Origin of the sequence: Kitasatospora sp. NPDC097691 (genome assembly GCF_040302665.1) — a bacterium.
GTDB lineage: Bacteria > Actinomycetota > Actinomycetes > Streptomycetales > Streptomycetaceae > Kitasatospora.
In genome coordinates this window covers 20,514-41,964 of sequence record NZ_JBEORY010000029.1, presented here as the reverse complement: position 1 = coordinate 41,964, position 21,451 = coordinate 20,514, and the positions used below count along the sequence as shown (strand labels likewise).

Genomic DNA, 21,451 nt, shown 5'->3' with positions numbered 1-21,451 from the left:
CCGGGCGTTCCGGCGTCCCTGACTGCCCGTGACCGCTGGCGGCCGGGACGGATCTCCGCGCACGCTTGCGTCATCCGGCGGGCGGCGCTCCGCCACCCGGGAGACAGCCCATGATCGACATGCCGCCCACTGTCATATGCTTGTCACATCAATGAGGGGCGGGTCTTGGATTTCCGACTGCTGGGCTCGGTGGCCGCGGTGGCCCCGGACGGCCGGGAGCTGCCGACCGGGTCCGCCAAACGCCGCAGCCTGCTGGCCATGCTGCTGCTGAACCCCGGCGCACCGGTCACCGTCGACCGCCTCACCGAGACCCTGTGGGACGAGGAACCGCCCCGGCACTCACGCACCGTCATCCACAACCACGTCTCCGGCCTGCGCGCACTGCTCGCCGCGCACGGCGCGCCCGCCGGCGGCGTCGAACTGGTCACCGACGGCGGCGCCTACCTGCTGCGGGTGCCCGAACTCGCGGTGGACACCGCCCGCTTCGAACACCTCCTGCGCCGCGCCCGGTCGACACCCGACACCACCGACGCGGTCACCGCGCTCCAGGAGGCGCTCGCGCTGTGGCGCGGCCCCGCACTCGCCGGCGCCGCGCCCAGCGTCCCGCTGCAGTGCGCCGCGCACGCCCTGGAGGAACTGCGCCTCGCCGCCGTCGAGGAACTGGCCCGCGCCCACGGCCGGCTCGGCGACCACGGCGCGGCGGCCGGCGTACTGTCCACCGAGGCCGTCATGAACCCGCTGCGCGAGCCGCTGGTCGCCGCGCTCGTCCTGGCACTCGGCCGCGCCGGGCGGCGCTCGGAGGCACTCGACTGGTTCCACCGCACCCGCCGGGCCCTGGCCGAGGAGCTGGGCATCGACCCCGGGCCCGAACTCGTCGAGGCCTACGACTCCCTGCTGCGCACCGACGCCGCCGCCCTGCGGCCCGGCCGGGTCCCGCCGCCGCGGGTGCCCACCGTCGGCGGCCCGTCCTGCGCCCCCGACCCGGAACCCGCACACGCCCGCGCCGCCGCCGTACGCACCCCCGCCGCAACCGCCGCCGGGCCTGCCGCCGCCGCACCCACCCCCGCCCCGGCCGCGGCCCCCGTCCCCGCCCCCGTTCCCGTCCCCGCCCCCGTTCCTGTCCCCGCACCCGTTCCCGCCACCGCCGGGCCGGCCCCCGCCGTCCGCCGGCCGCGCCCCGCGCCCTGGCCCTTCCCCCGCCGCCCGCGCGGCTTCTCCGGCCGGGAGGACGAACTGGCCGCGCTCGACCGGGCCACCGCCGGCCCCGGCGCGATCGCCGTCGTCACCGGCGGCGCCGGGGTCGGCAAGACCACCCTCGCCCTGTACTGGGCCCACCGCCGCCAGGACGACTTCCCCGACGGGCGGCTGTTCGTCGACCTGTGCGGCCACAGCCCGCTGCCCGAACGCTCCACCCCCGCCGTCCTGCGCGAACTGCTGCTCGGCCTCGGCCTGCCCGCCGAGCAGATGCCCGCGACCCCCGAGGCCCTGGCCGCCCGCTACCGCGAGCTGACCGACGGGCGCAGGATGCTCATCGTCCTGGACAACGCCCGCCGCTCCGACCAGGTCCGCCCGCTGCTGCCCGACGGCGACGGCTGCGTCACCCTGGTCACCAGCCGCGACCGGCTCGGCGGCCTGGTCGCCTCCGACGCCGCCCGCCCCGTCCCGCTCGCCGAGCTGTCGCCGCCGCAGGCCGTCACCCTGCTCGCCGCCACCCTCGGCGCCGACCTGGTCGCCGCCGAACCCGAAGCCGCCGCCCGGCTGGCCGGCCTGTGCGACGGCCTGCCGCTCGCCCTGCGCCTGGCCGCCGCCCGCGTCGCCACCGGCCCGGCCCGTGACCTGGCCACCCTCGCCGACGAACTGGCCGACGAACAGGGCCGGTTGGGCATCCTCGACGTCGAGGACACCAGCGTCGCCGCCGCGCTCGGCCTCACCGTCCAGCACCTGCCCCGGTCCGCCCGCCGGATGTTCCACCGCCTCGGCGCCCACACCGGCACCACCCTCGACAGCCGCACCGCCGCCGCCCTCGCCGACTGCAGCACTGCCGAGGCCTCCGGCGCCCTCGGCCGGCTCGCCACCGCCCACCTCCTCGTCGAGATCGGCCGGGACGCCTACGCCCTCCACGACCTCGTCCGCCTCTACGCCCGCAGCCTGCCCGGCGACGTCGACGACGAGGTGCTGCCGCGCCTGCTCGACCACCTGCTGAACACCCTGGTCGCCGCCTGCGACGCCGCCGAACCGGGCAGCGAGCCCTGCTGCACCCTGCCGCCCGGCACCCGGCGCCCCGCCGACGTGCGCCCCTTCCCGGACCGCGCGAGCGCGCTCGCCTGGTACGCCGCCGAGCGGGACACCCTGCGCGGCGCGGTCGAGGCGGCGGTCGCGGCCGGACTGCACGACCGGGCCTGGCGCCTGGTCCTGCTGCAGTGGCCGCTGATCGTGTGGCAGGTCCGGGACGGCTGGGTGCCGCTGCTCGAACACGGCCTGGCCGCCGCCGAGGCCGACCAGGACCCGGCCGCCCAGTCCCGGGCCCGCGCCCTGCTCGGCTGGGTCCTGCTGGAGGAGGGCCGCCACGAGCAGGCCCTCGTCCACCTGGAGCGCGCCCCCGACCTCGCCGCCCGGGCCGGCGACGGCACCGCGCAGGCCGTCGCCCTGATGAACCTGGCCGTCGCCCTCGGCCGCTACGGCCCCAACGCGCGGGTCCGCGGCCTGCTGGTGCGCGCCCTCTCGCTGTCCGAGCGGGCCGACCGCGCCGACCTGGTCGCCCTCGCCCGCCAGCACCTCGCCCAGGAATGCCTGAGCGCCGGCGCCCCCGACGAGGCCGCCCACCACGCCGCCCGCGGCCTGGCCGTCGCCGAACCGCCCTTCCCCGCCGCCCGCCGCGTCCTGCTGCAGACCCTCTACGGCCGCGCCCTCGCCGCCACCGGCCACCCGGAGGAAGCCGCCCTCCACCTCGAAGCCGCCCTCCGCGCCGCCCGCGCCCACCAGTACGGCGAGGGCGAGGCGGGCGCCCTGGCGGCCCTGCGGTCCCTCCCGGCCACGGCGGCTCCCGGGGCGGTCACGGCTCCGACAGCTCCGACGGCGGCGACCACGGCGACGGCCACGGCCACGGCCGGGGTGTACGGCCGGGGGCCCTGCTGACCGGTGCCGGGCGCGGTGGTGCGTGCGGACCGGGCGCGGTGCGTGCGCTTGACCCGGTGGCGGGGTCAGGTGCCGAGGAGGTCGGCCACCAGCCGGCCGGCGTAGGCGGCGTCCAGCCCGTCCGGGCGGAACAGGATCCGGTACATCAGCGGCGCGACGACGCGGTCCATCGCCTCCTCGACCCCGGGCGGCCGCTGCCCGCGTTCGCGGGCGCGGGCGAGGACGGTGTCGAGCTGCTCGGCGGCGTAGGCCGAGCAGCGGCCGGCGTTGCCGCCGTCGGGGTCGCCGAGCAGGGCGTCGCGCACGTAGGCGCGGCCCGCGGGGGAGGCCATCTCGTCGAGGAACTGCTCGGCCCAGGCCGTCAGGTCGCGCCGCAGGTCGCCGTGGTCCGACGGCGCGGTGTCGGGCCGCAGGCGCTCCACCGCGACGTCCGACAGCAGCTCCTGGAGGTCGCCCCAGCGGCGGTAGACCGTCGACGGGGTGACCCCGGCCCGCTGGGCGACCATCGGCACCGTCAGCCCGTCCCGGCCCGTCTCCGCCAGCAGCTCGCGCACGGCGGTGTGCACCGCCGCCTGGACCCGGGCGCTGCGCCCGCCGGGGCGCACCATCTGCCTGCCACTCATGGGGCCATCTTAAAGCGCAGCCGTTGCGTTTAGAGCGGGCCGCGCTGTCACGCCGCAGCCACGCCGTCGCCGGCCGCCGCCGCGCCGCTGCTGTGCCACCACCGCGCCCGCCATAAAAGCTAATGGTTTGCGTTAGTCGGCTCGCGGGTTCTATTCTCCACCTAACGCAAACCCGTTGCTTTTAGCGGTGCGGCCAGGCCGCGCCACGACGAAGACGAAGGAGCACCCCGATGCCCGCCCCCGCCTCCGCCCCGGCTCCCGCTCCCGACCCGACCTGGACCGTGGGGGACATCACCGTCCACCGCGTCGACGAGATCCCGCTGCCCCGCGAGACCGGCCCCTGGCTCCTGCCCGACGCCACCCCCGAGCTGGTGACCGGTCAGGACTGGCTGCACCCCCACTTCGCCGACCCGGACGGCACGCTGCGCCTGGCCAGCCACACCTTCGCGTTCACCGTGGGCGGCCTGCGCGTCCTCGTCGACACCGGCATCGGCAACGGCAAGCAGCGCGCCAACCCCGCCTGGCACGACCTGGACACCGACTACGAGCAGCGCCTGGCCGCCGCCGGCTTCCCCGCCGACGCCGTCGACCTGGTCATCCTCACCCACCTGCACGCCGACCACGTCGGCTGGAACACCCGCAGCGTGGACGGCCGCTGGGTCCCGACCTTCCCCCGTGCCCGCTACCTCACCTCCCGCACCGAGCGGGAGTTCTGGGCCGGCCACCCGATGGAGGACGCGCGCCGGCAGATGTTCGAGGACTCCGTCCTCCCGGTCGAGCACGCGGGCCTGCTCGACCTCCTCGACGTCCCCGCCGAGGGCCTCACCGTCGCCCCCGGCCTGCGCCTGCTGCCCACCCCCGGCCACACCCCGGGGCACGTCGCCGTCGAACTGACCAGCCGGGGCAGCACCGCGCTGATCACCGGCGACTGCGTCCACCACCCCGTCCAGCTCGCCCACCCCGGCGTCGGCGCCTGCGTCGACATCGACCCCGAGCGCTCCCGGACCACCCGCCGCGCCCTGCTCGCCTCGCTCGCCGACACCGGGACCCTCCTGCTGGGCACCCACTTCGCCCCGCCCACCGCCGGCCGCGTCCGCACCCACGGCGACGCCTACCGCCTGGAGCCCGTCCCCGCGGCCTGAGGAGCGGCGGGGCTCGAGGAGCGGCGGGGCTCGAGGCGCGGCCGTGGCCAAAGGCGTGGCCGGACCGGCCCGCGCGCGGCCGGTAGAACGCGGCGCCGCAGGGAAAGTGACGTCGCATCAGTGCCGACGGGGCGGCACCGTGCCCGAACGGTTCGTCCTCGCCGCCCGTGCCCGCCCCGCCCGACCGAGGGAGCCGCGATGACCGTCCCGCCGGAGCCGGACCGACCGAGCGAACTGCTGGAGCTCTACAAGCTCGCCGTGGAGATGGCCGACCGCGTCTCGGCCCGCCGGGGCAGCGCCAACACCTTCTTCCTGTCCGTGCAGACCGCGCTGGTCACCCTGATCGGATTCGGCATACCCCGGCTCTCCGAGTCCCCGTGGTGGGTGCCGACGGCCGTGGCGCTGGCCGGCATCACCCTCTCCCTCGCCTGGTGGATGCAGCTGCGCAGCTACCGGGACCTCAACGCCGCCAAGTTCAAGGTCATCAACGGCCTGGAGGACCGGCTCGCGGCGCGGATCTACACCGACGAGTGGGACACCCTCAGGAGCGCCTCCCGCGGCGGCCGCTGGCACAAGCACTACACCGAACTCGGCACCACCGAGCGGGCGGTGCCGGTGGTCTTCGCGGCGGCCCACCTGATCCTCCTCACCGGCACCCTGGCCGGCGGCACACTGTCCTCATGAGCCACCTCGACCCGATCGCCGATCTGATCCGCGACTGCCTGCCCTCGGAGGCGAGACCTCCCGCGGGCTCCGACGACCTGTTCCGCATCTACGCCGTCCTGCTCCAGGCCAAGGGCGACGCGGTCACCGACGAGGACGTCCACAACGCCTGGACCGCCTGGACCCAGGCCACCGACGACAGCCACCGCGCCCTGGTGCCCTTCGACGAGCTCGACGCCCCCACCCGCGCCCTCGACACCCCGTACACGCTGGCCATCCGCACCGCCGCCCGCAAGCTCCACCACCCCACGGCCTGACGGCGTCCGGGGCCGCGGCGCGCCCCGCCGCGGCCCGAACGGCAGGGTCACTCCGGACCCTCCTCCTCCGCCTCCGCCTCCTCCGCCGGGAGGGCGTACTGGGCGAGCCCGTGGCCGAGCGACCAGTCCACCGGCGCGTTCTCGGTGAGGACGACGAACACGTTGCGCGGCTCCGTGCCCGCGTACGCCTGGGCGAGCCGGGCGATCCGGCGGTACAGCGCCCGCTTGCGCGCGGCCGGGCGCCCGGCGCGCAGCGTGATCGAGACGTAGACGATCCCCTCGTCCCGGTGCACACCCAGGTAGCCGCCGTAGCGCAGCGCGCCGCTGACGCCGTCGTGCCCGACCAGGACCTGGAAGAGGTCGTCGGGCGGGATGCCGAGCGTCTCCACCAGCGCCTCGTGCACGGCGCGCCCGAGGGCGTCGAGCCGGGCGGGGTCGGCTCCCGACGCGTCGATCCGGACGAACGGCATGGCAACTCCCTTCCCGGGGCGGCGTCTGGCCGACACCCACTGCTGTACATACTAGTAGGTACAGCAGTGGGTGGGGCGGTTCGCGGGCCACCCACCCGGTTCCCGAACGGGTTTCACGAAACCTCCACCCCGGGAGCCCGCATCGATCGGCGGGCACCGGGTATCCGGGGCGTTCGACCGTGCCGACACGAGGAAGGGAATCCGATGGTCACGCCCACTGGTGAACTGCCCGTCTCCGCCGACCCGTCGACGGGCGGGCCGTCGTCCCGTCCGGCCGTGCCCGACGCGGCGCCACGGGAGCCGCTGCCGCCGCAACTCGCCGAGGTCGACGACCCGCGGGAGATCGCCCCGGCCGACGCGCGGGAGCTCACCCGGGTGCTGCTGCGACGCCTCGCCGCCCTGGAGGAGGGGACGCGCGAGTACTCCTACGTCCGCGCCACCCTGGTGGAGATGAACCTGTCCCTGGTGCGGTTCGCGATCCGCCGCTTCAGCACGCACCGCGAGCCCCAGGAGGACCTGCTGCAGGTCGGCGCGGTCGGCCTGATCAAGGCCATCGACCGCTTCGACCCCGACCTCGGCGTCGAGTTCACCACCTTCGCCGTGCCGACCGTCCTCGGTGAGATCCGGCGCCACTTCCGCGACACCACCTGGGCCGTCCACGTCCCGCGCCGCCTCCAGGAACTGCGCATCGCCCTGGCCCGGGCCCAGGAGGAGCTGGCGCAGGAACTGGACCGCGCACCCACCGTGGCCGAGCTCGCCGACCGCCTGGGGCTGTCCCCGGAGGAGGTGGTCGAGGGCCTGACCGCCGCCAACGCGCACACCGCGGGCTCCCTGGACACCGGCACGGAGGACGACGACCGCCCCGGGCCCCTGGGCGAGCGCCTCGGCGAGGACGACCGGGACCTGGCCCTCGTCGAGGACCTGGTGGCGCTCAAGCCGCTGGTCGCCGCGCTGCCCGAGCGCGAACGCCGCATCCTTTCGATGCGCTTCTGCGAGGACCTGACGCAGTCCCAGATCGGTGAACGCCTCGGTCTGTCCCAGATGCACGTCTCCCGGCTGCTGAGCCGCACCCTGCGACGCCTGCGCGAGGGCCTGGAGGACGCCTGACCGTGCGCCGCGGGGAAACCGCCCGCGGCGGGGCCGGTTCACGCCCCCCTGCTTGGCCGACGGGCGCGACCTCCATAAGGTCGGAGGGCACGGACACGGAGGGGACGACGATGATGCCATCCGACGACGACCGACGGGACACCGCGCTGGCGGCCGCCGCGCCCCGGACGGAACCGGCGGTGCGGAGCCGTCCCGGCGCCGGCGGCGCGCTGGTGTGCGCACTGGAGGGCGACCTCGACATCGAGACGCTCGCGCCGGCCGCCGACGCGCTCGCCGCCCTCGTCGCGCAACGCCCCCGGGCGCTGGTGATCGACCTCGCGCAGGTGGGCTTCTGCGACTCCTCCGGCCTGAACCTGCTGCTCAAGACCCGCCTCGCGGCGGGGGAGGAGGGGGTGGCCCTGCACCTGGCCGCCGTGTCTCCCACCGTCATGCGGGTGCTCGAACTGACCGGCGCCCACGCGGTGTTCTCCCTGCACGCGTCCGTCGAAGCGGCCCTGACGGCCTGAGCCCGGCGCGCCCGGCCGGGCCCCTCCGGCGGGCCCTCCGGCGGGCCCCGGCGCGGGCCGCGCCGTTCGGACGCGGCCCGGGCCCGGGCCGGTGCATAATCCCGAAAGCGCCGGGAAACCGACCATGCGACAACCGCCGTCGATCCGAAGGGGTGCCCTCACATGACGATGAGCCGGGGAACCCTGGAGGGTGATCCGCACCGGACCGGGCCCGCGCTGCCCCCCGGCGGCCAGCGCCGACGGCTGACCCTGGCCGGGCTCCCCAAACCGGTCGCCCACGCCAGGACCTTCACCCTGCGCGCCCTCGGCGACTGGTACGGCCCCGCCCCCGCGCCGGACGCCCACGAAGGCGTCGCCTCCGACGTCGTCCTGCTGGTGGCGGAACTCGTGGCCAACGCCATGCTGCACGGTGACGGCCCGCTGGAACTGGTCCTGGACGCCGCCGCGCACCGGCTGCGGGTCGAGGTCAGCGACCGCAGCCCGGCCATGCCCGCCCCGCGCCTGCCGCACGAGCCGGCCCTGCCCGGCGGCCACGGCCTGGTCATCGTGCAGCGCATCGCCGACCGCTGGGGCGCCGAACCGCACAGCCAGGGCAAGACGATCTGGGCCGAGCTCGACGCCCGGCGCCTGACCGGCGCCTGACCGGCGCCTGACCGGCCACCACCGTACGGGGGGCGGCCGGTGGCGCGGCGGCCGGACGCGCGGTCAGAGGATGCGGCCGTTGCCGTAGAACGGGCCGTAGTAGAGCCCGTACCGGTCGCGGACGTCGATCCCCGCCTCGGCCGTCCCCGGGTCGAGGTCGGGGCCGCGGCGGATCTCCTCCTTGGTCCGGTCGACGTACACCTTCCGCTCCCCGAGCCCGATGCGGGTGACGGTGCCGGCCGGCAGGAGCACCCGTCGCCCGAAGATCCAGGGGCCGGTGTCGACCACCAGGTACTGCGCGCCCACCTCCTCGGACAGCCGGTCCACCCGGCCGATCGGGCCGTCCTCGGCCTCCACGTGGAACCCGACGAGGTCGACGCCGACGGTGTGGCCGGCGGCGCTGCGGAACTCCCAGATGCCGACGTTCCCGCTCATGCCCTGCTCCCTTCCGCCGCGTGCCGAGAGCCGGCCGGACTGCCGGGCCCGGCGCCACGCGCGGGGACCGCGTGCCCCGCACCGCCGCTTCCATGCCGCCCCTGCGCCCGGCCGCGCCCCGGCGGGGTACCGGCGGGGTGCCGGGAGGAATGACCGCGTCCCGCCGGGACAGACGAGCAGGCGACACCGGCGCCGGGCGGCGCAGCCCGGCCGGGTGCCTGGGACACGCGGCCCGGCGGGAGAGCCCGGGCAGGAGGGAAGGACGGACGATGTGGTGGAGCCTGGTACGCCTGGCACTCGCGAGCGCCGCGGCGCTCCTCTTCGCGTACGGCCTGGACCGGGTCGCGCAGTTCGCGCTCCGGCGGCCGGCCGCCCGCGGGGGCGGCACCGGCGTGCCGCGGCTGGTGCGCAGGTGCCGGATGCCGATCCTGGCGCTGACGGCGTGCCTGCTCCTGCTCGGCGCCCTCCCGTGGATCGCCGCGCCGCCCGCCGCCCGCGAGGGGCTGCGCCACCTGGCGGTGATCCTCGCCGTCGCCGCCGGGGGGTGGCTGTGCGCCCGGCTGGTGGCCCTGCTGGTGGACAGCACCCTGCGGCTCGCCGTGCACCGCCGCGACCCGGCGTGGGCCGGCCGCGCCCGCACCCAGGCCGATCTGCTCGGCCGGATCGGCCAGGCGATCGTCGCCCTGGTGACGCTGGGCGCGGTCCTGATGACCTTCCCGGCGGTGCGCGGCATCGGCACGAGCCTGCTCGCCTCGGCCGGCCTGGTCGGCGTGGTCGCCGGGGTGGCGGCCCAGAGCACGCTGGGCAACGTCTTCGCCGGCATCCAGATGGCCTTCGGCGACCTCGCCAGGATCGGCGACACCGTCGTGGTGGGAGGCGAGTGGGGGACGGTGGAGGAGATCACCCTGACGGCCGTGGTGATCGAAACCTGGGACCAGCGGCGGCTGGTGATGCCGATGTCCCACTTCGTGGGCCGCCCCTTCGAGAACTGGTCGCGCCGCTCCAGCCGGATCACCGGCACCGCGCTGCTCTACCTCGACCACCACGCCCCGATCCCCCTGCTGCGGGAGGAGTTCGACGCGTTTCTGGCGAAGAGCGAGCTGTGGGACGGCGAGGGCAGCGCCCTGCAGGTGGTCGACACCACCCCGACCACCATCGTGGTCAGGGTGCTGGCCACTGCCGCGGACGGCGCCGACGCCTTCGAACTGCGCTGCGAGCTGCGCGAGCACCTCGTCGGCTTCCTGCGCGACCACCACCCGTACGCCCTGCCCCGCCTGCCGGTGGCACAGGCGCCCGGGCGGCGTCCGGAGGTTCCCGACCCCGGGGCCGTGGCCGATGCGCCCAGGCCCGATGCGCCCAGGCCCGCTGCGTCCCGCCGCGATGATCTGCCCCGCCCCGAGGTGCCCCGGCCGTTCCGGGGCCCGGCCCGGCCGTGACCGCCGGCGGTGCCCCCGGCGGCCCGGCGGCTCAGCGGCCCTCGACCGCGCGGGCGTCGCCGGTCAGCGCGTAGCGGCGGCAGGCCAGCAGCTCCTCGCAGGTGCTGCCGATCTCCTTGCCGAGCAGGTGCAGGACGCCCTCGGCGTCGCGGTCCGGGACGTAGCCCGGCGCGACCCGCAGGGCGAGCAGGCCCAGCTCCCGGAAGCCGCCCAGCAGCCGCTGCTGCGCGCCCAGGCCGCGGGCGACGACGGCGCGCCAGGCCTCGACGTCGTGGCCGTCGGGCCGCTGGACGGCCTGCAGGTCGACGGGCGGGACGTCCGGGCGCTCGCGCAGTTCGGTGACCGCGTCGGCGACGGCGGCGCCGACCAGGGCGGGCTGCGCCGGTGCGCCGCCGGCCTCGGTGCGCACCAGGGCCAGCCGCTCGGCGATCAGGTCGGCGAGCTCGGCCAGCCGGCCGCGCAGGTCGACGACCGCCTGGACGGACAGCACCGGCCAGGAGTCCCAGGTGTGCGAGAGCGAGGGCCCGGCCTCGCGCTCCACGGTCGCCTCGATCGTCTCGGCCACCGCCGCGAGGTCCAGCAGCCGGTAGGCCGTCGGCCGGGACAGGCCGAGTTCCGCCATCGCGTAGGCGCCCCACGAGGGGAAGCCGAGCGCCGTCCAGACCCGGCCGTCGTGCGCGGCGCGCACCCGGTCGGTCAGCACCAGGGCGGCGGTGCGCGCGTCCGCCACCGCCGCCCTCAGCTCGCCGGTCAGCCGCCGTGCCTCGGCCGCGCCGACCACCGGGCCCGGTCCGCCGTCCTGTCGTGTGCCCATGTGTCTGCTTGTGCCCGCTCCCGGAGGGGGCGAACCGGGACGGACCGGGGCGAATCGCCGACGCGGGCCCGGGTGCCGCTCTCCGGCGCGGGGCGCGGTTCAGCCGCCCGTGGCCCGACCGCCGGCGCCCTCGCTCGCTTCTTCGCCCTCCTCGCCGGCGCCCGCGCCCGTCCGACCGCCGGCGCCGGCGAGGAGGGCGTGCACGGTGGCGGCCATGGTGTGCCGTGCCTGTCCGACGTCCAGGCCGCCGTCGCGCCAGTGGTGCCAGGCGCTCCACGTGGTCACCGCGTCCAGGCCGTTGAGCAGGTCCGTGCGGGCGGGCTCGGGCAGCGGGTCGAGTTCCGCGGCGAAGACCTGGGCGAGCCGCAGGCGCGCGAAGTCCAGCATCTGCCGCACGGCCTCCCGGACCCGCGGGGAGGGGTTCTCCAGGCGCATGATGGCGAGTCTGGCCGGGGTGACGCCCTCCAGGATGCGCGCGCGCTGTTCGGTGAGCGCCGCCACGCGCACCTCGCGCGGCCCTTCGGTGGGCAACGGCCTGATCTGGGTGGCGAGTTGCTCCAGGCGCCGGTTGACGGCCACTTCGGCCAGCTCGGCCATGTCCGCGAAGTGGTGGAAGACCAGCCGGCGCGAGACGCCCGCCCGCTCGGCCACCTTGTCGGCGGGGAAGTGCGCCTGGTTCTCGTCGAGCAGCGACAGCACCGCGTCGGCGATCTTCTCGCGGGTCTGCCGCCCGCGTTCCGTGCGCCCGTCGGGGACGGGCGCGGCGGCCTCGGTCCGTTTCACGTGGGTCCCTCGACCTCTCGTTGACATTCTTGCACCGCGAGTGCAAGTGTACGCGTTGCACGGTGAGTGCAATAAGTTTGGCGGGGGCCCTTGCGCGCTGCCCGCCGCACGAGAAGGGCCGTCCGCCGCCGATGTTCACCACTGTGGGGCGCTGGTGCGCCCGCAGGCCCAAGCGCGTCCTCGCGGCCTGGCTGATGCTGGCGGCCGCCGCGCTCGCCGCCCTCGCCACGTTCGGGCGCGTCACCAGCGAGGCCGTCTCCATCCCCGGCAGCGACAGCCAGGCCGCGAAGGACATCGCCGACCGCGCGTTCCCCGCCCCGGCCTCCGGCAAGCAGCCCGTCCTGCTGCACACCCCCGACGGCGCCGCCCCGCTCACCGCCCCCGCCACCGCCGCCGCGGTCCGCAGCGCGGCCGCGGCCATCGCGTCGGTGCCGCGCGTGGTCGCCGTCACCACGCCCTACGACCCGGCCGGCGCGGGCGCCGTCAGCGCCGACGGCCACACCGCCTACCTCTCGGTCGAACTCGACGTCTCCGGACGGGACGTGACGCCCGCGACGACCGACGCCGTGCTCGCCGCGGCCGCCCCGGCCACCGCCGCCGGCATCGAGGTCACCCCGGGCGGCTACCTGGCCGCCGCGGTCGACAAGGGGAGCACCGGGCGCAGCGAGGCCATCGGCCTCGGCACCGCCCTGGTGATCCTCGCCCTCACCCTCGGCAGCCTCGTCGCCGCCGCCCTGCCACTGCTCGCCGGCGTGGTCGGCCTCGCCATCGCCCTGCCCGTCCTCGGCCTGGCAGGCCACCTGATGGACGTGCCCGAGGCCGGCGAGACCATCGCCGCCATGATCGGCCTGGGCGTCGGCATCGACTACACCCTCTTCGGCCTCACCCGCTTCCGGGACCTGCGCGCCGCCGGGATCGGCGTCGAGGACGCCGCGGTGCGCACCACCGCCGGCTCCGGCAAGTCCGTCGCCTTCGCCGGCAGCGCCGTCGTCGCCGCGCTCGCCGGACTGGCCCTGGGCGGACTGCCGCTGCTGTACGCCCTGGCGCTCGCCCCCGCGATCGCCGTGCTGACGGCGCTGGGCGTGAACCTCACCCTCCTGCCCGCGACCCTCGTCCTGCTGGGAGGCCGCCTGACCCCCCGGCCCGCCGCCCCCGCCCCCGGCGGGCGCCCGCGCGGCTGGGGGAGGATCGCGGCCCTGGTCGCGGCCAGGCCCTGGCCCCTGCTGCTGGCCGGCCTGGCCCTGCTCGGCGCCCTCGCCGCCCCGGCCGCCGGCCTCCACCTCGGACAGCTCGACGCGGGCAGCAAGGCCGCCGGAAGCATGAGCCGCACCGCCTACGACCGGATGGCCGCGGCCTTCGGCCCGGGCGCCAACGGCACGCTCCAGGTCGTCGACGTGCTGCCCACCCCGGCCGCCGCAGGAACCGCCGACCCGCGCGCGGCGGCCGTGACCGCCGCGCTGCGCACGGCCGGGGGCGTCGCCGCCGTCAGCCCGCCGGCGCTCGCCGCCGACGGACACACCGTCCGCTGGCAGCTCACCCCGACCACCGCCCCCTCCGACCCCGCCACCACCGCGCTCGTCCACCGGCTGCGCGCGGACGTGCTGCCCGCCGCCACCGCCGGCAGCGGCCAGGCGGCGCACGTCGGCGGCGCACCCGCCGCCCAGGCGGACCTCAACGCGCGGATCGCCCAGCGCATGCCGCTGGTCGTCGGCTTCGTCCTGACCGTCGCGGGCCTGCTCCTGCTCCTGGCCTTCCGCGCGCCGGTCGTCGCGGTGAAGGCCGCCGTGATGAACCTGGTCTCCGTCGCCGCCGCCTACGGCGTGCTCACCGCGGTCTTCCAGCACGGCCACGGTGCCCGGCTGATCGGCCTGGACGGCGCCGTGCCCGTCCCCGGCTACGTGCCCCTGCTGATGTTCGCCGTGCTCTTCGGCCTGTCGATGGACTACGAGGTCTTCCTGCTCAGCGCCGTGCGGGAGGGCTACCTGCGGGAGCGGGACAACCGCCGCGCCGTGGTGGCCGGCCTCACCGCCACCGGACGGATCATCAGCTCGGCCGCCCTGATCATGGTCGCGGTCTTCCTCGGCTACCTGCTCTCCGAGGACCCGGTCGTCAAGATGTTCGGCATCGGCCTGGCGACCGCCGTCGCCCTGGACGCCACCGTCGTGCGCGGCCTGCTCGTCCCTTCCACCATGGTCCTGCTCGGCGACGGGAACTGGTGGCTGCCCCGACGGCTCGACCGCCTGCTGCCGCACGTCGACATCGAGGGCGACGGCCACCGGGAGCACCCCGCCGCGCCGCAGGCCGCCGCCCCGCCGGCCGCGGCCGGCGCCCGGTGAACCCCGCGGGCACCCGACCGCACCCCGGCCGAAACCGCGTCCGTACCCGTACCCGATCCACCCGCCAGGAGCAGTTCCCGATGCACCCCCACCCGCGCCGCCCGTCCGCGCACACCGCCCTTTCGACGACCGCCGCCCTCGCCCTGGCCGCCGGAGCCGTCGCCGTCGCGGCGCCCGCCGCCCACGCGGCCCCCGACTGCGGGCGGGCGCCGGTCCAGTACTCCGTCGACGGCGGCGTCCACTGGACGAACAGCGCGACCATGCCCGCCGAGTCCGCCACCGTGCAGGTCCGACTGGCCGGCGTACCGGCCGCCGGCTGCGACTACCACGTCTCCCTGGGCTCCTACGAAACCCAGGGGCCGACCTGGGCCACCTCGGGCCGGTCGGTCTTCCTCGGCTGGGCGACCATCACGCTCACCCGCGAGCACTACCGTGACACCCTCGACGTCACCGGCCACCTGCCGCACTGCTACGGCGAGTTGGCCCTCTACACGGTCGGCGGGAAGTACGACGGCAGCAACAGCGACCACCCGCTGCCGCACTACCCGGACGAGCCGTTCTCCGGCCTGGCCGTCGCCACCTGGAACGGCGGCACGGCCTGCACGCCCGAGCCCACGGCCGGCCCCGCCACCCCGACGACCCCCGCCCCGGTGCCGTCCGCCGCGACGGCGTCACCGACCGGCCCCGCGCCGGCACCGTCCCCCACCCGGCCGACCGCGTCGCCCCGGGCCGGCTCCGCGACGCCCGCCCCGGAGCTGGCCGCCACCGGCGCGGACGACGGCCTGCTGACCGCCGCCGCGGTCGCCGCCGCCGTGCTGCTCGCCGCCGGAGGCGCGGCCGCCTACGCCGGGCGCCGCCGCTGACGGCCCGCCGACACCGGACGGCGCCACCGGACGGCGCCACCGGGGGCCGCCGTCCGGCTCGACGCCCCGCCGGTGCTCGACGCCCCGGCGGGGCCGGCTGCTCAGCCGGCGTCCAGGGCGGCCGAGGGGGTCTGCCCGGCGGCCGTCTGCTCGACCCGCCGGGCCAGCATCGTCGCCAGGTTCTCCAACTGCTTGACGTCCGAGGACTCCTGGAGCATGACGCCCGCGACGGTGGTGCCCGCCCGCATCAGCACGACGTTGCGCGGACCCTTGCGGAACGTGGCGCCGTAAGCCACGGTCTCGTTCCCGATGGTCGGCATCGCCAGCTTGGCCGGCGACTGGGCCTTCTTCTCGAACTCCGCCGCCGTCTTCGCCAGGTAGGCGCCGGCCTGCTCCTTGGTCGCGAAGGTGGTGACGTCGAAGGTGGCGGTGACCTTGCCGTCCTCGAACTCGGAGCCGGCCTCGACCTTGCAGCCCCGGCAGTCCTCGTCGCCGTCGTCCTTCACGTCGACGTCGCTCTTCTGGATCTCCCACCCGGGCATCGCCGCCCGGTCGGGCACGGTGTGCTTCAGCGCGTCCTTGTCGGAGAGCACGGTCTCGAAGTCCACCCACTTCTGCGCACCGGGGGCCATCTGGTCCGAGAGCGGGCTGGACCCGCAGGCGGTCAGCGCACCCCCCAGCACGATCGACGCGATGCCGATGCCCAACCCCCGTGCGGTGGCGCCGATGTGCGCGGCCATGCCGAACCCCCGTCCCTAGCTTTCAAGATCATCGGATAATACGTCAGTTTCAGGGGCGAATGGGCACCTCCCGTTCCGCCCCCGTCCGTCGTACCCTCCGAGCCCGGGGGAGACGACCACAGGGGGAACCGGATGCTGACCGACACGACGACCGGCGCGGGCAGGGCCGTACTGATCCACGACCGCTGCCCCACACTCGCCGAACTCACCGACACCGCACGACAGCTGACCGACCGTCGACCCGACCTGTGCCGGCTGCGCACCGTCGGCACCTCCCGCGCCGGCCGCCCGCTCACCCTGCTGTCCGTCGGCCGCGCCGAACGCAACGTCCTCGTCGTGGCGGGCGCCCACGCCGACGAGTTCGCCGGCCGCGCGAGCATCGTCGAACTCGCCCACCGCGTCCTCGCCCGCCCCGCCCTGCGCACCGCCGCGACCTGGAACTTCCTGCTCTGCCTCGACCCCGACGGCGCCCACCTCGCCCGCGGCGCCCTCACCGCCCGCACCCTGCCCGAGTACTTCGCCGGCTACTACCGCCCCGCCGCCGAGGAACAGCCCGAATGGGCCCCGGCGATCGGCGCGCGGCTCCCGGAGAGCCGCACCCTGCTCGACCTGATCGACGAACTGCGCCCCACCCTCCAGTTCACCCTGCACAGCATGGACGTCGGCGGCACCTTCCTCCAGGCCACCTGCGACCCGGCCCGCCTCGCCGCCCCCTTCACCACCTCCGCCGCCGCCCTCGGCATCCCGGTCGAGACCGGCACCTACGACACCTTCTGGCTGCGCGAATCCGGCCCCGGCGTCTTCCTGATGGAACCCCACCACATCGACCGCCAGGAGAGCAGCACCGGCATGCTCACCCCCCACCCCGCCCACCGGCCCGACGACACCGGCGGCGTCCGGGCCTCCACCTGGTTCGCCCCGCAGCGCCACGGCGGCCAGACCGTCATCGTCGAAGTGCCCGCCTGGACCAGCGACCGCCTCGGCGACACCCGCCCCGCCGACGACGCCCCCGAACGCCTGACCGCCAGCGCCGACCGGCTGCGCACCCGCACCGCCCTGCTCGCCGACCTGCTCCACGCCGCCCTGCCCCACCTGCCCGACCAGGACACCGCCCTGCTCCGGGCCGCCCGCACCCCACTGGCCGCCTCCCGGCAGCTGGCCGACGAATGGGACCCCGGCGCCCTGGGCCGGCGCCTGCTGCGCCCCGGGCTCATGACCCGGGCGAAACTCGCCGGCATCGACCTGTGGGCGCACCGCATCCCGGTACGCGCCGCCGCCCTGCTGCGACGCGCCGTCGAGCCCGCCGCAGCCCGCACCGCCGCCGACACCGCCCGCCTCGACGCCCTCCTGCAGGACTGGTGCGCCCGCTACCAGCGGCGCTTCCGCCCGGCCTGGCTGCCGGTCGCCCGCCAGGCCGAGCACCAGGCCAACATCGTCCAGGCCGCCGTGGAGCTGCGCCACCCGGCCTGACCGCCCCGGACTCAGCAGCCGGAGGCCGGGGCGGGGACCGGTGCGGGGACCAGCGCGGCGACCAGACGGCGGATCAGCGCCGGGCCGTCCGCCGACCCGTCCCCGTGCAGCAGCAGGTGGTGGACCGTGCCGGTGAGGGCGAGCGCGAGCATCGCGCAGTCCGCGTCCGCCGCAACCCGCCCCAGGCGCTGCTCGGCCTCCAGGTAGCGGGCGATCGCGTCCTCCACCGCGCCCGGCCCGGGCGCGCCCGCCTCCCAGGCCGTCCGCACCCGCTGCGCGACGCCCTGCCGGGACACCGACACCGCCGCGACCGCCGGCCCGTTCGCGCCGAGCAGGACGAGCGCCGCGCCGACCGTGTTCTCCCGCACCTCCCCGCTGCCCGCCCGCCCGGGCAGCGGGGCGACCTCGGCGGCGACCCGCTCGAAGCGGTCCAGGACGAGCTGGGCCACGAAGTCGTCCAGGTCGGCGAAGTGGTTGTACAGCAGGCCCTTCGCGCAGTCCGCCTCCTCGGTGACGGCCCGGTTGGTCAGCCCGGCCGGCCCCTCTCGGGCGAGCACCCGCTCGGCCGCCGAGAACAGCCGCTCCCGCACGTCGGGGATCGCTACGCCGCGTGGTGACATCCAGGTCCTCCGGAACAGGGCTTGCACAGTATGAGCGACTGCCCATACCTTGCTATGGGCACTCGCCCATACTAGTGGTCCGACAGGAGCGAACCCCATGCGCACACCCGTCAACACCGCACAGTCCCAAGCCTGGAACGGCGACGAAGGCCAGTACTGGAGCGACCGCCACGACCGCTGGAACGCGGTCAACGAAGGCTTCAACCGGCCGCTGCTCGCCGCCGCCGCGATCACCCCCGCCGACCGCGTCCTCGACATCGGCTGCGGCACCGGCCAGACCACCCGCCTCGCCGCCGAGGCCGCCGCCCACGGCTCGGTCCTCGGCCTCGACCTCTCGGCCCCGATGCTGGCCCGCGCCCGCGCCCTGGCCGCCGACCACGACCCGGAACGCACCGCCACCGGCCGGATCGCCTTCGAACAGGGCGACGCCCAGATCCACCCGCTGCCCGCCGCCGCCTTCGACGTCGCGATCAGCCGCTTCGGGATCATGTTCTTCGACGACCCCACCGCCGCCTTCGCCAACATCGCCCGCGCCCTGCGCCCCGGCGGCCGCCTCGCCTTCGTCTGCGTCGCCGACCCCGCCCGCACCGAATGGGTCGGGGTCCTCGACGAGGCCCGCGCCGCACTCCCGCTCCCGCCGCCGCCCGCCGCCCCGCACGACGGCCCCGGCATGTTCTCCCTCGCCGACCCCGCCGTGATCCACCGCGTCCTCGACGCCGCCGCCCTCACCGACATCCGCACCGAACCCGTCGAAGCCCACGCACACTTCGGCCGCGACGCCGCCGACGCCGCCGACCACCTCCTCGGCGCCGGCCCGATGCGCGACCTGGCCGAACAGCTCGACCGGGCCGAGGCGGGCGCCACCGCACCGGGCGCCCCCAGCGGCACCGACCGCGTCCGCGCCGCCCTCACCGCCGCCCTCGCCCCACACGAACGGCCCGACGGCCTGCGGCTGCGCACCTGCGCCTGGCTCGTCACCGCCACCCGCCCCTAGGGTCCGTCCTCGCCTGCCGGCCCGGGCCCGGGCGCCCGGGCCCGTACGGCTACGCCTGCTCGCCCTCGCCCTCGGTGTCGATGTGCGGCAGGATCCGGTCCAGCCAGCGCGGCGTCCACCAGGCCGCCGCGCCCAGCAGGGTCATCACCGCCGGGACGAGCAGCAGCCGCACGACCGTCGCGTCCACCAGCACGCTCACCGCCAGGCCCAGCCCCATCATCTTGATCACGATGTTGTCGCTGACGATGAACGCGGCGAAGACGCTGACCATGATCAACGCGGCGCAGGTGATCACCCGGGCGGTGATCTCCAGGGCGTGGGCGACGGAGTCCTGGGCGCGCCCGGTGCGCAGCCAGGCCTCGTGCACCCGGGAGAGCAGGAAGATCTCGTAGTCCATGCTCAGCCCGAAGACGATCGCGAACATCATCATCGGCACGTAGCTCTCGATCGGGACCTTCCCCGCCACCCCGAGGGCCGGCCCGCCCCAGCCCCACTGGAAGACCGCCACCACCACCCCGTACGAGGCCGCGATCGACAGCAGGTTGAGCACCGCGGCCTTGAGGGCGACCAGCGGGCCGCGGAAGACCACCAGGATGACCAGGAAGGCCAGGGCGACCACGACCGCGATGATCAGCGCCAGCCGGCTCGCGACGATGTCCAGGAAGTCGACCTGGGCCGCGGTGTTGCCGGTGACGTAGGTCTTCGCGCCGGTGCCGGCCACCGCGTCGGGCAGCACGGTGTCCGACAGCCGGTTGACCAGGTCGGTGGTGGCCCGGTCCTGCGGCGCGGTCGCCGGGATGACGGTGTCGAACAGCACCGCGCCGTCCGGGCTGGTCTGCAGCGGGGTGCTGCTGGCGGCGCCGGGCACGCCGGTGAGGGCCTGCTGCACCGAGGACAGCACGGCCGGCCGGCTCTCGGCGGGCACGGCGCTCTGGTCGACGACCACGGTCAGCGGGCCGTTCGACCCGGGGCCGAAGGCGGCGGACATCAGGTCGTAGGCGCGCCGGTCGGTGAAGTCGGTGGAGTCGGCGCCGTCGTCGATGTGGCCGAGCTGGATGGAGAACAGCGGGATCGACAGCACCGCCAGCACCACCACCCCCGCCGTCAGGTAGCGCCAGGGGTGCGCCTCGACCCGCCGGGCGTAGCGGTGCCAGCTCCCGCCGCCCTCCGCACCCTCCACGCCGCCCGCCTCGGCGATCGGGCGGCGCACGCAGACGCGGTCCATCCGGGGCCCGATCAGCCCCATCAGCGCCGGCAGCAGGGTGAGCGCGCCGAGCACCGCCGACACCACGGTGACGGCCGCCGCGGCGCCCAGCTTGGCGATGAAGGAGATGCCCGACACCGACAGCCCGGACAGCGCGATGATCACCGTGCAGCCGGAGACCAGCACGGCGCGTCCGCTGGTGGCCACCGCCTGCCCGGCGGAGGCCACCGGGTCCGCGCCGTCCATCAGGTTCTGCCGGTGACGGGTCAGCAGGAACAGCGCGTAGTCGATGCCCACCCCGATGCCGATCATCGTCGCCAGGGTCGGCGCGACGGTCGCGAAGGTGGACAGCGCCGCGATCAGGCCCAGCACCCCGAGGCCGACCACCGCCGCGAACAGCGCCGTGACCAGCGGCAGCCCGGCCGCGATGAGGCTGCCGAACCCCACCAGCAACACCACGATCGCCACCGCGAAGCCGATCGCCTCGCTGGCGCGGTCGTCCGGCGCCGGGCGGGCCAGCTCGCCCAGCGGCCCGCCGTACTCCACCTGCACCCCGGCCTGGCGCAGCGGCGCCACCGCCGCGTCCACCCCGGTCAGGTAGTCGGTGCCCAGCAGGGTGGGCGTGGTGTCGAAGCGGACGGTGATGTAGCCGGTCGTCCCGTCGGCGGACAGCGGCCCGTTCGGCGGCGCCGGCTGGCCCGGGGGCGGCAGCGGGCTCTGCGCCGAGATGACGTGCGGCAGCTGCTGGAGCGAGGAGACGGCCTGGGCGATCTGCGGCTGGAAGCCGGTCAGCGGTGCGGCGTCGTGCAGCACCACCTGGGAGCTGGTGCCCGCGGCGGCCGGCTCGTGCGCCTGGAGGACGTCGCGGCCCTGCTGGGCCTGGGTGCCGGGCAGTGAGAAGTCGTCCGAGTAGCTGCCGCCGATCGTCTTGTTGGCGGCCTGGACGCCGGCCAGGGCGACGATCCACAGCACGATGACGATCAGTGAGTGGCGTGCGCACCACTCGCCCAGGCGGCGCAGCGCCGCGCGCTTGGTCGGGCTCGCGGCGGCCTGGGTGGCTTGGCGGGCGGACGGCGGCATGGACGGCTCCCGGGTCTGCTGCGCGCTGGTGCGCCGGATCGGCGCAGTGTTCCCGGTGGGCCGTCCGGGTC

The 21,451-nt window shown here is 76.2% G+C and carries 20 protein-coding genes; 12 read left to right on the top strand and 8 right to left on the bottom strand.

Annotation, left to right across the window (positions count from 1 at the left end):
* Positions 1–165: 165 nt before the first annotated feature.
* Complete coding sequence (locus ABTY56_RS21190) at positions 166–3,135, top strand: AfsR/SARP family transcriptional regulator (RefSeq protein WP_350630494.1); 2,970 nt, start codon at positions 166–168, stop codon at positions 3,133–3,135.
* A 65-nt stretch (positions 3,136–3,200) separates the two neighbouring features.
* On the opposite strand, the gene ABTY56_RS21185 is transcribed toward ABTY56_RS21190, so the two are convergent.
* On the bottom strand, positions 3,201–3,743 hold the full coding sequence (locus ABTY56_RS21185; RefSeq protein WP_502893160.1) for a TetR/AcrR family transcriptional regulator: 543 nt from the start codon (positions 3,741–3,743) through the stop codon (positions 3,201–3,203).
* 245 nt (positions 3,744–3,988) lie between these two features.
* On the opposite strand from ABTY56_RS21185, the gene ABTY56_RS21180 reads away from it, so the two are divergent.
* From ABTY56_RS21180 to ABTY56_RS21170, 3 genes are all read left to right on the top strand, one after another.
* On the top strand, positions 3,989–4,900 hold the full coding sequence (locus ABTY56_RS21180) for an MBL fold metallo-hydrolase (protein ID WP_350630492.1): 912 nt from the start codon (positions 3,989–3,991) through the stop codon (positions 4,898–4,900).
* A gap of 198 nt (positions 4,901–5,098) precedes the next feature.
* A complete protein-coding gene (locus tag ABTY56_RS21175; protein ID WP_350630491.1) occupies positions 5,099–5,584 on the top strand; it encodes a RipA family octameric membrane protein in 486 nt (161 codons plus the stop codon).
* Positions 5,581–5,880: a DUF7701 domain-containing protein gene (locus ABTY56_RS21170; protein ID WP_350630490.1), complete on the top strand. Its 300-nt coding sequence runs from the start codon at positions 5,581–5,583 to the stop codon at positions 5,878–5,880. The genes ABTY56_RS21175 and ABTY56_RS21170 overlap by 4 nt, the downstream gene beginning before the upstream one ends.
* Positions 5,881–5,927: 47 nt before the next feature.
* On the opposite strand, the gene ABTY56_RS21165 is transcribed toward ABTY56_RS21170, so the two are convergent.
* Positions 5,928–6,350 carry a tautomerase family protein gene (locus ABTY56_RS21165; RefSeq protein WP_350630489.1) on the bottom strand — a complete coding sequence of 141 codons (423 nt, stop codon included), beginning with the start codon at positions 6,348–6,350 and terminating at the stop codon, positions 5,928–5,930.
* Between the two features lie 204 nt (positions 6,351–6,554).
* Here ABTY56_RS21165 and ABTY56_RS21160 point away from each other — a divergent pair, with 204 nt between their 5' ends.
* From ABTY56_RS21160 to ABTY56_RS21150, 3 genes are all read left to right on the top strand, one after another.
* Entirely contained in the window at positions 6,555–7,457 is a 903-nt protein-coding gene (locus ABTY56_RS21160) for a SigB/SigF/SigG family RNA polymerase sigma factor (protein ID WP_350630488.1), read from the top strand.
* A gap of 110 nt (positions 7,458–7,567) precedes the next feature.
* On the top strand, positions 7,568–7,963 hold the full coding sequence (locus ABTY56_RS21155) for an STAS domain-containing protein (protein WP_350630487.1): 396 nt from the start codon (positions 7,568–7,570) through the stop codon (positions 7,961–7,963).
* Between the two features lie 162 nt (positions 7,964–8,125).
* Positions 8,126–8,605: an ATP-binding protein gene (locus ABTY56_RS21150; protein ID WP_350630486.1), complete on the top strand. Its 480-nt coding sequence runs from the start codon at positions 8,126–8,128 to the stop codon at positions 8,603–8,605.
* Positions 8,606–8,668: 63 nt separating this feature from the next.
* On the opposite strand, the gene ABTY56_RS21145 is transcribed toward ABTY56_RS21150, so the two are convergent.
* Positions 8,669–9,040: a PRC-barrel domain containing protein gene (locus ABTY56_RS21145; protein WP_350630485.1), complete on the bottom strand. Its 372-nt coding sequence runs from the start codon at positions 9,038–9,040 to the stop codon at positions 8,669–8,671.
* A gap of 269 nt (positions 9,041–9,309) precedes the next feature.
* Between ABTY56_RS21145 and ABTY56_RS21140 the strand changes: the two genes are divergently transcribed.
* A complete protein-coding gene (locus ABTY56_RS21140) occupies positions 9,310–10,476 on the top strand; it encodes a mechanosensitive ion channel family protein (RefSeq protein ID WP_350630484.1) in 1,167 nt (388 codons plus the stop codon).
* 31 nt (positions 10,477–10,507) lie between these two features.
* On the opposite strand, the gene ABTY56_RS21135 is transcribed toward ABTY56_RS21140, so the two are convergent.
* Both ABTY56_RS21135 and ABTY56_RS21130 read right to left on the bottom strand, forming a co-directional pair.
* The gene (locus tag ABTY56_RS21135) at positions 10,508–11,290 is read right to left on the bottom strand and encodes a hypothetical protein (RefSeq protein WP_350630483.1); all 783 of its coding nucleotides are present in this window, start codon (positions 11,288–11,290) and stop codon (positions 10,508–10,510) included.
* 99 nt (positions 11,291–11,389) lie between these two features.
* Positions 11,390–12,073, bottom strand: coding sequence for a TetR/AcrR family transcriptional regulator (locus ABTY56_RS21130; RefSeq protein WP_350630482.1), 684 nt, complete (start codon positions 12,071–12,073; stop codon positions 11,390–11,392).
* Between the two features lie 131 nt (positions 12,074–12,204).
* On the opposite strand from ABTY56_RS21130, the gene ABTY56_RS21125 reads away from it, so the two are divergent.
* Both ABTY56_RS21125 and ABTY56_RS21120 read left to right on the top strand, forming a co-directional pair.
* Entirely contained in the window at positions 12,205–14,409 is a 2,205-nt protein-coding gene (locus tag ABTY56_RS21125) for an MMPL family transporter (protein ID WP_350630481.1), read from the top strand.
* Positions 14,410–14,489: 80 nt separating this feature from the next.
* Positions 14,490–15,272: a hypothetical protein gene (locus tag ABTY56_RS21120; protein WP_350630480.1), complete on the top strand. Its 783-nt coding sequence runs from the start codon at positions 14,490–14,492 to the stop codon at positions 15,270–15,272.
* A 101-nt stretch (positions 15,273–15,373) separates the two neighbouring features.
* On the opposite strand, the gene ABTY56_RS21115 is transcribed toward ABTY56_RS21120, so the two are convergent.
* Positions 15,374–16,012, bottom strand: a complete 639-nt coding sequence (locus ABTY56_RS21115; protein ID WP_350630479.1) for a hypothetical protein — start codon at positions 16,010–16,012, stop codon at positions 15,374–15,376.
* A 132-nt stretch (positions 16,013–16,144) separates the two neighbouring features.
* Between ABTY56_RS21115 and ABTY56_RS21110 the strand changes: the two genes are divergently transcribed.
* A complete protein-coding gene (locus ABTY56_RS21110) occupies positions 16,145–17,482 on the top strand; it encodes a M14 family zinc carboxypeptidase (protein WP_350630478.1) in 1,338 nt (445 codons plus the stop codon).
* 11 nt (positions 17,483–17,493) lie between these two features.
* On the opposite strand, the gene ABTY56_RS21105 is transcribed toward ABTY56_RS21110, so the two are convergent.
* Positions 17,494–18,102: a TetR/AcrR family transcriptional regulator gene (locus tag ABTY56_RS21105; RefSeq protein ID WP_350630477.1), complete on the bottom strand. Its 609-nt coding sequence runs from the start codon at positions 18,100–18,102 to the stop codon at positions 17,494–17,496.
* Between the two features lie 97 nt (positions 18,103–18,199).
* Between ABTY56_RS21105 and ABTY56_RS21100 the strand changes: the two genes are divergently transcribed.
* Positions 18,200–19,096 carry a class I SAM-dependent methyltransferase gene (locus ABTY56_RS21100; RefSeq protein ID WP_350630476.1) on the top strand — a complete coding sequence of 299 codons (897 nt, stop codon included), beginning with the start codon at positions 18,200–18,202 and terminating at the stop codon, positions 19,094–19,096.
* Between the two features lie 49 nt (positions 19,097–19,145).
* Here the strand turns inward: ABTY56_RS21100 and ABTY56_RS21095 are convergent, their stop codons facing one another.
* Positions 19,146–21,380 (bottom strand): MMPL family transporter, encoded by a 2,235-nt coding sequence (locus tag ABTY56_RS21095; RefSeq protein WP_350630475.1) that lies wholly within the window; start codon positions 21,378–21,380, stop codon positions 19,146–19,148.
* Positions 21,381–21,451 lie beyond the last annotated feature (71 nt).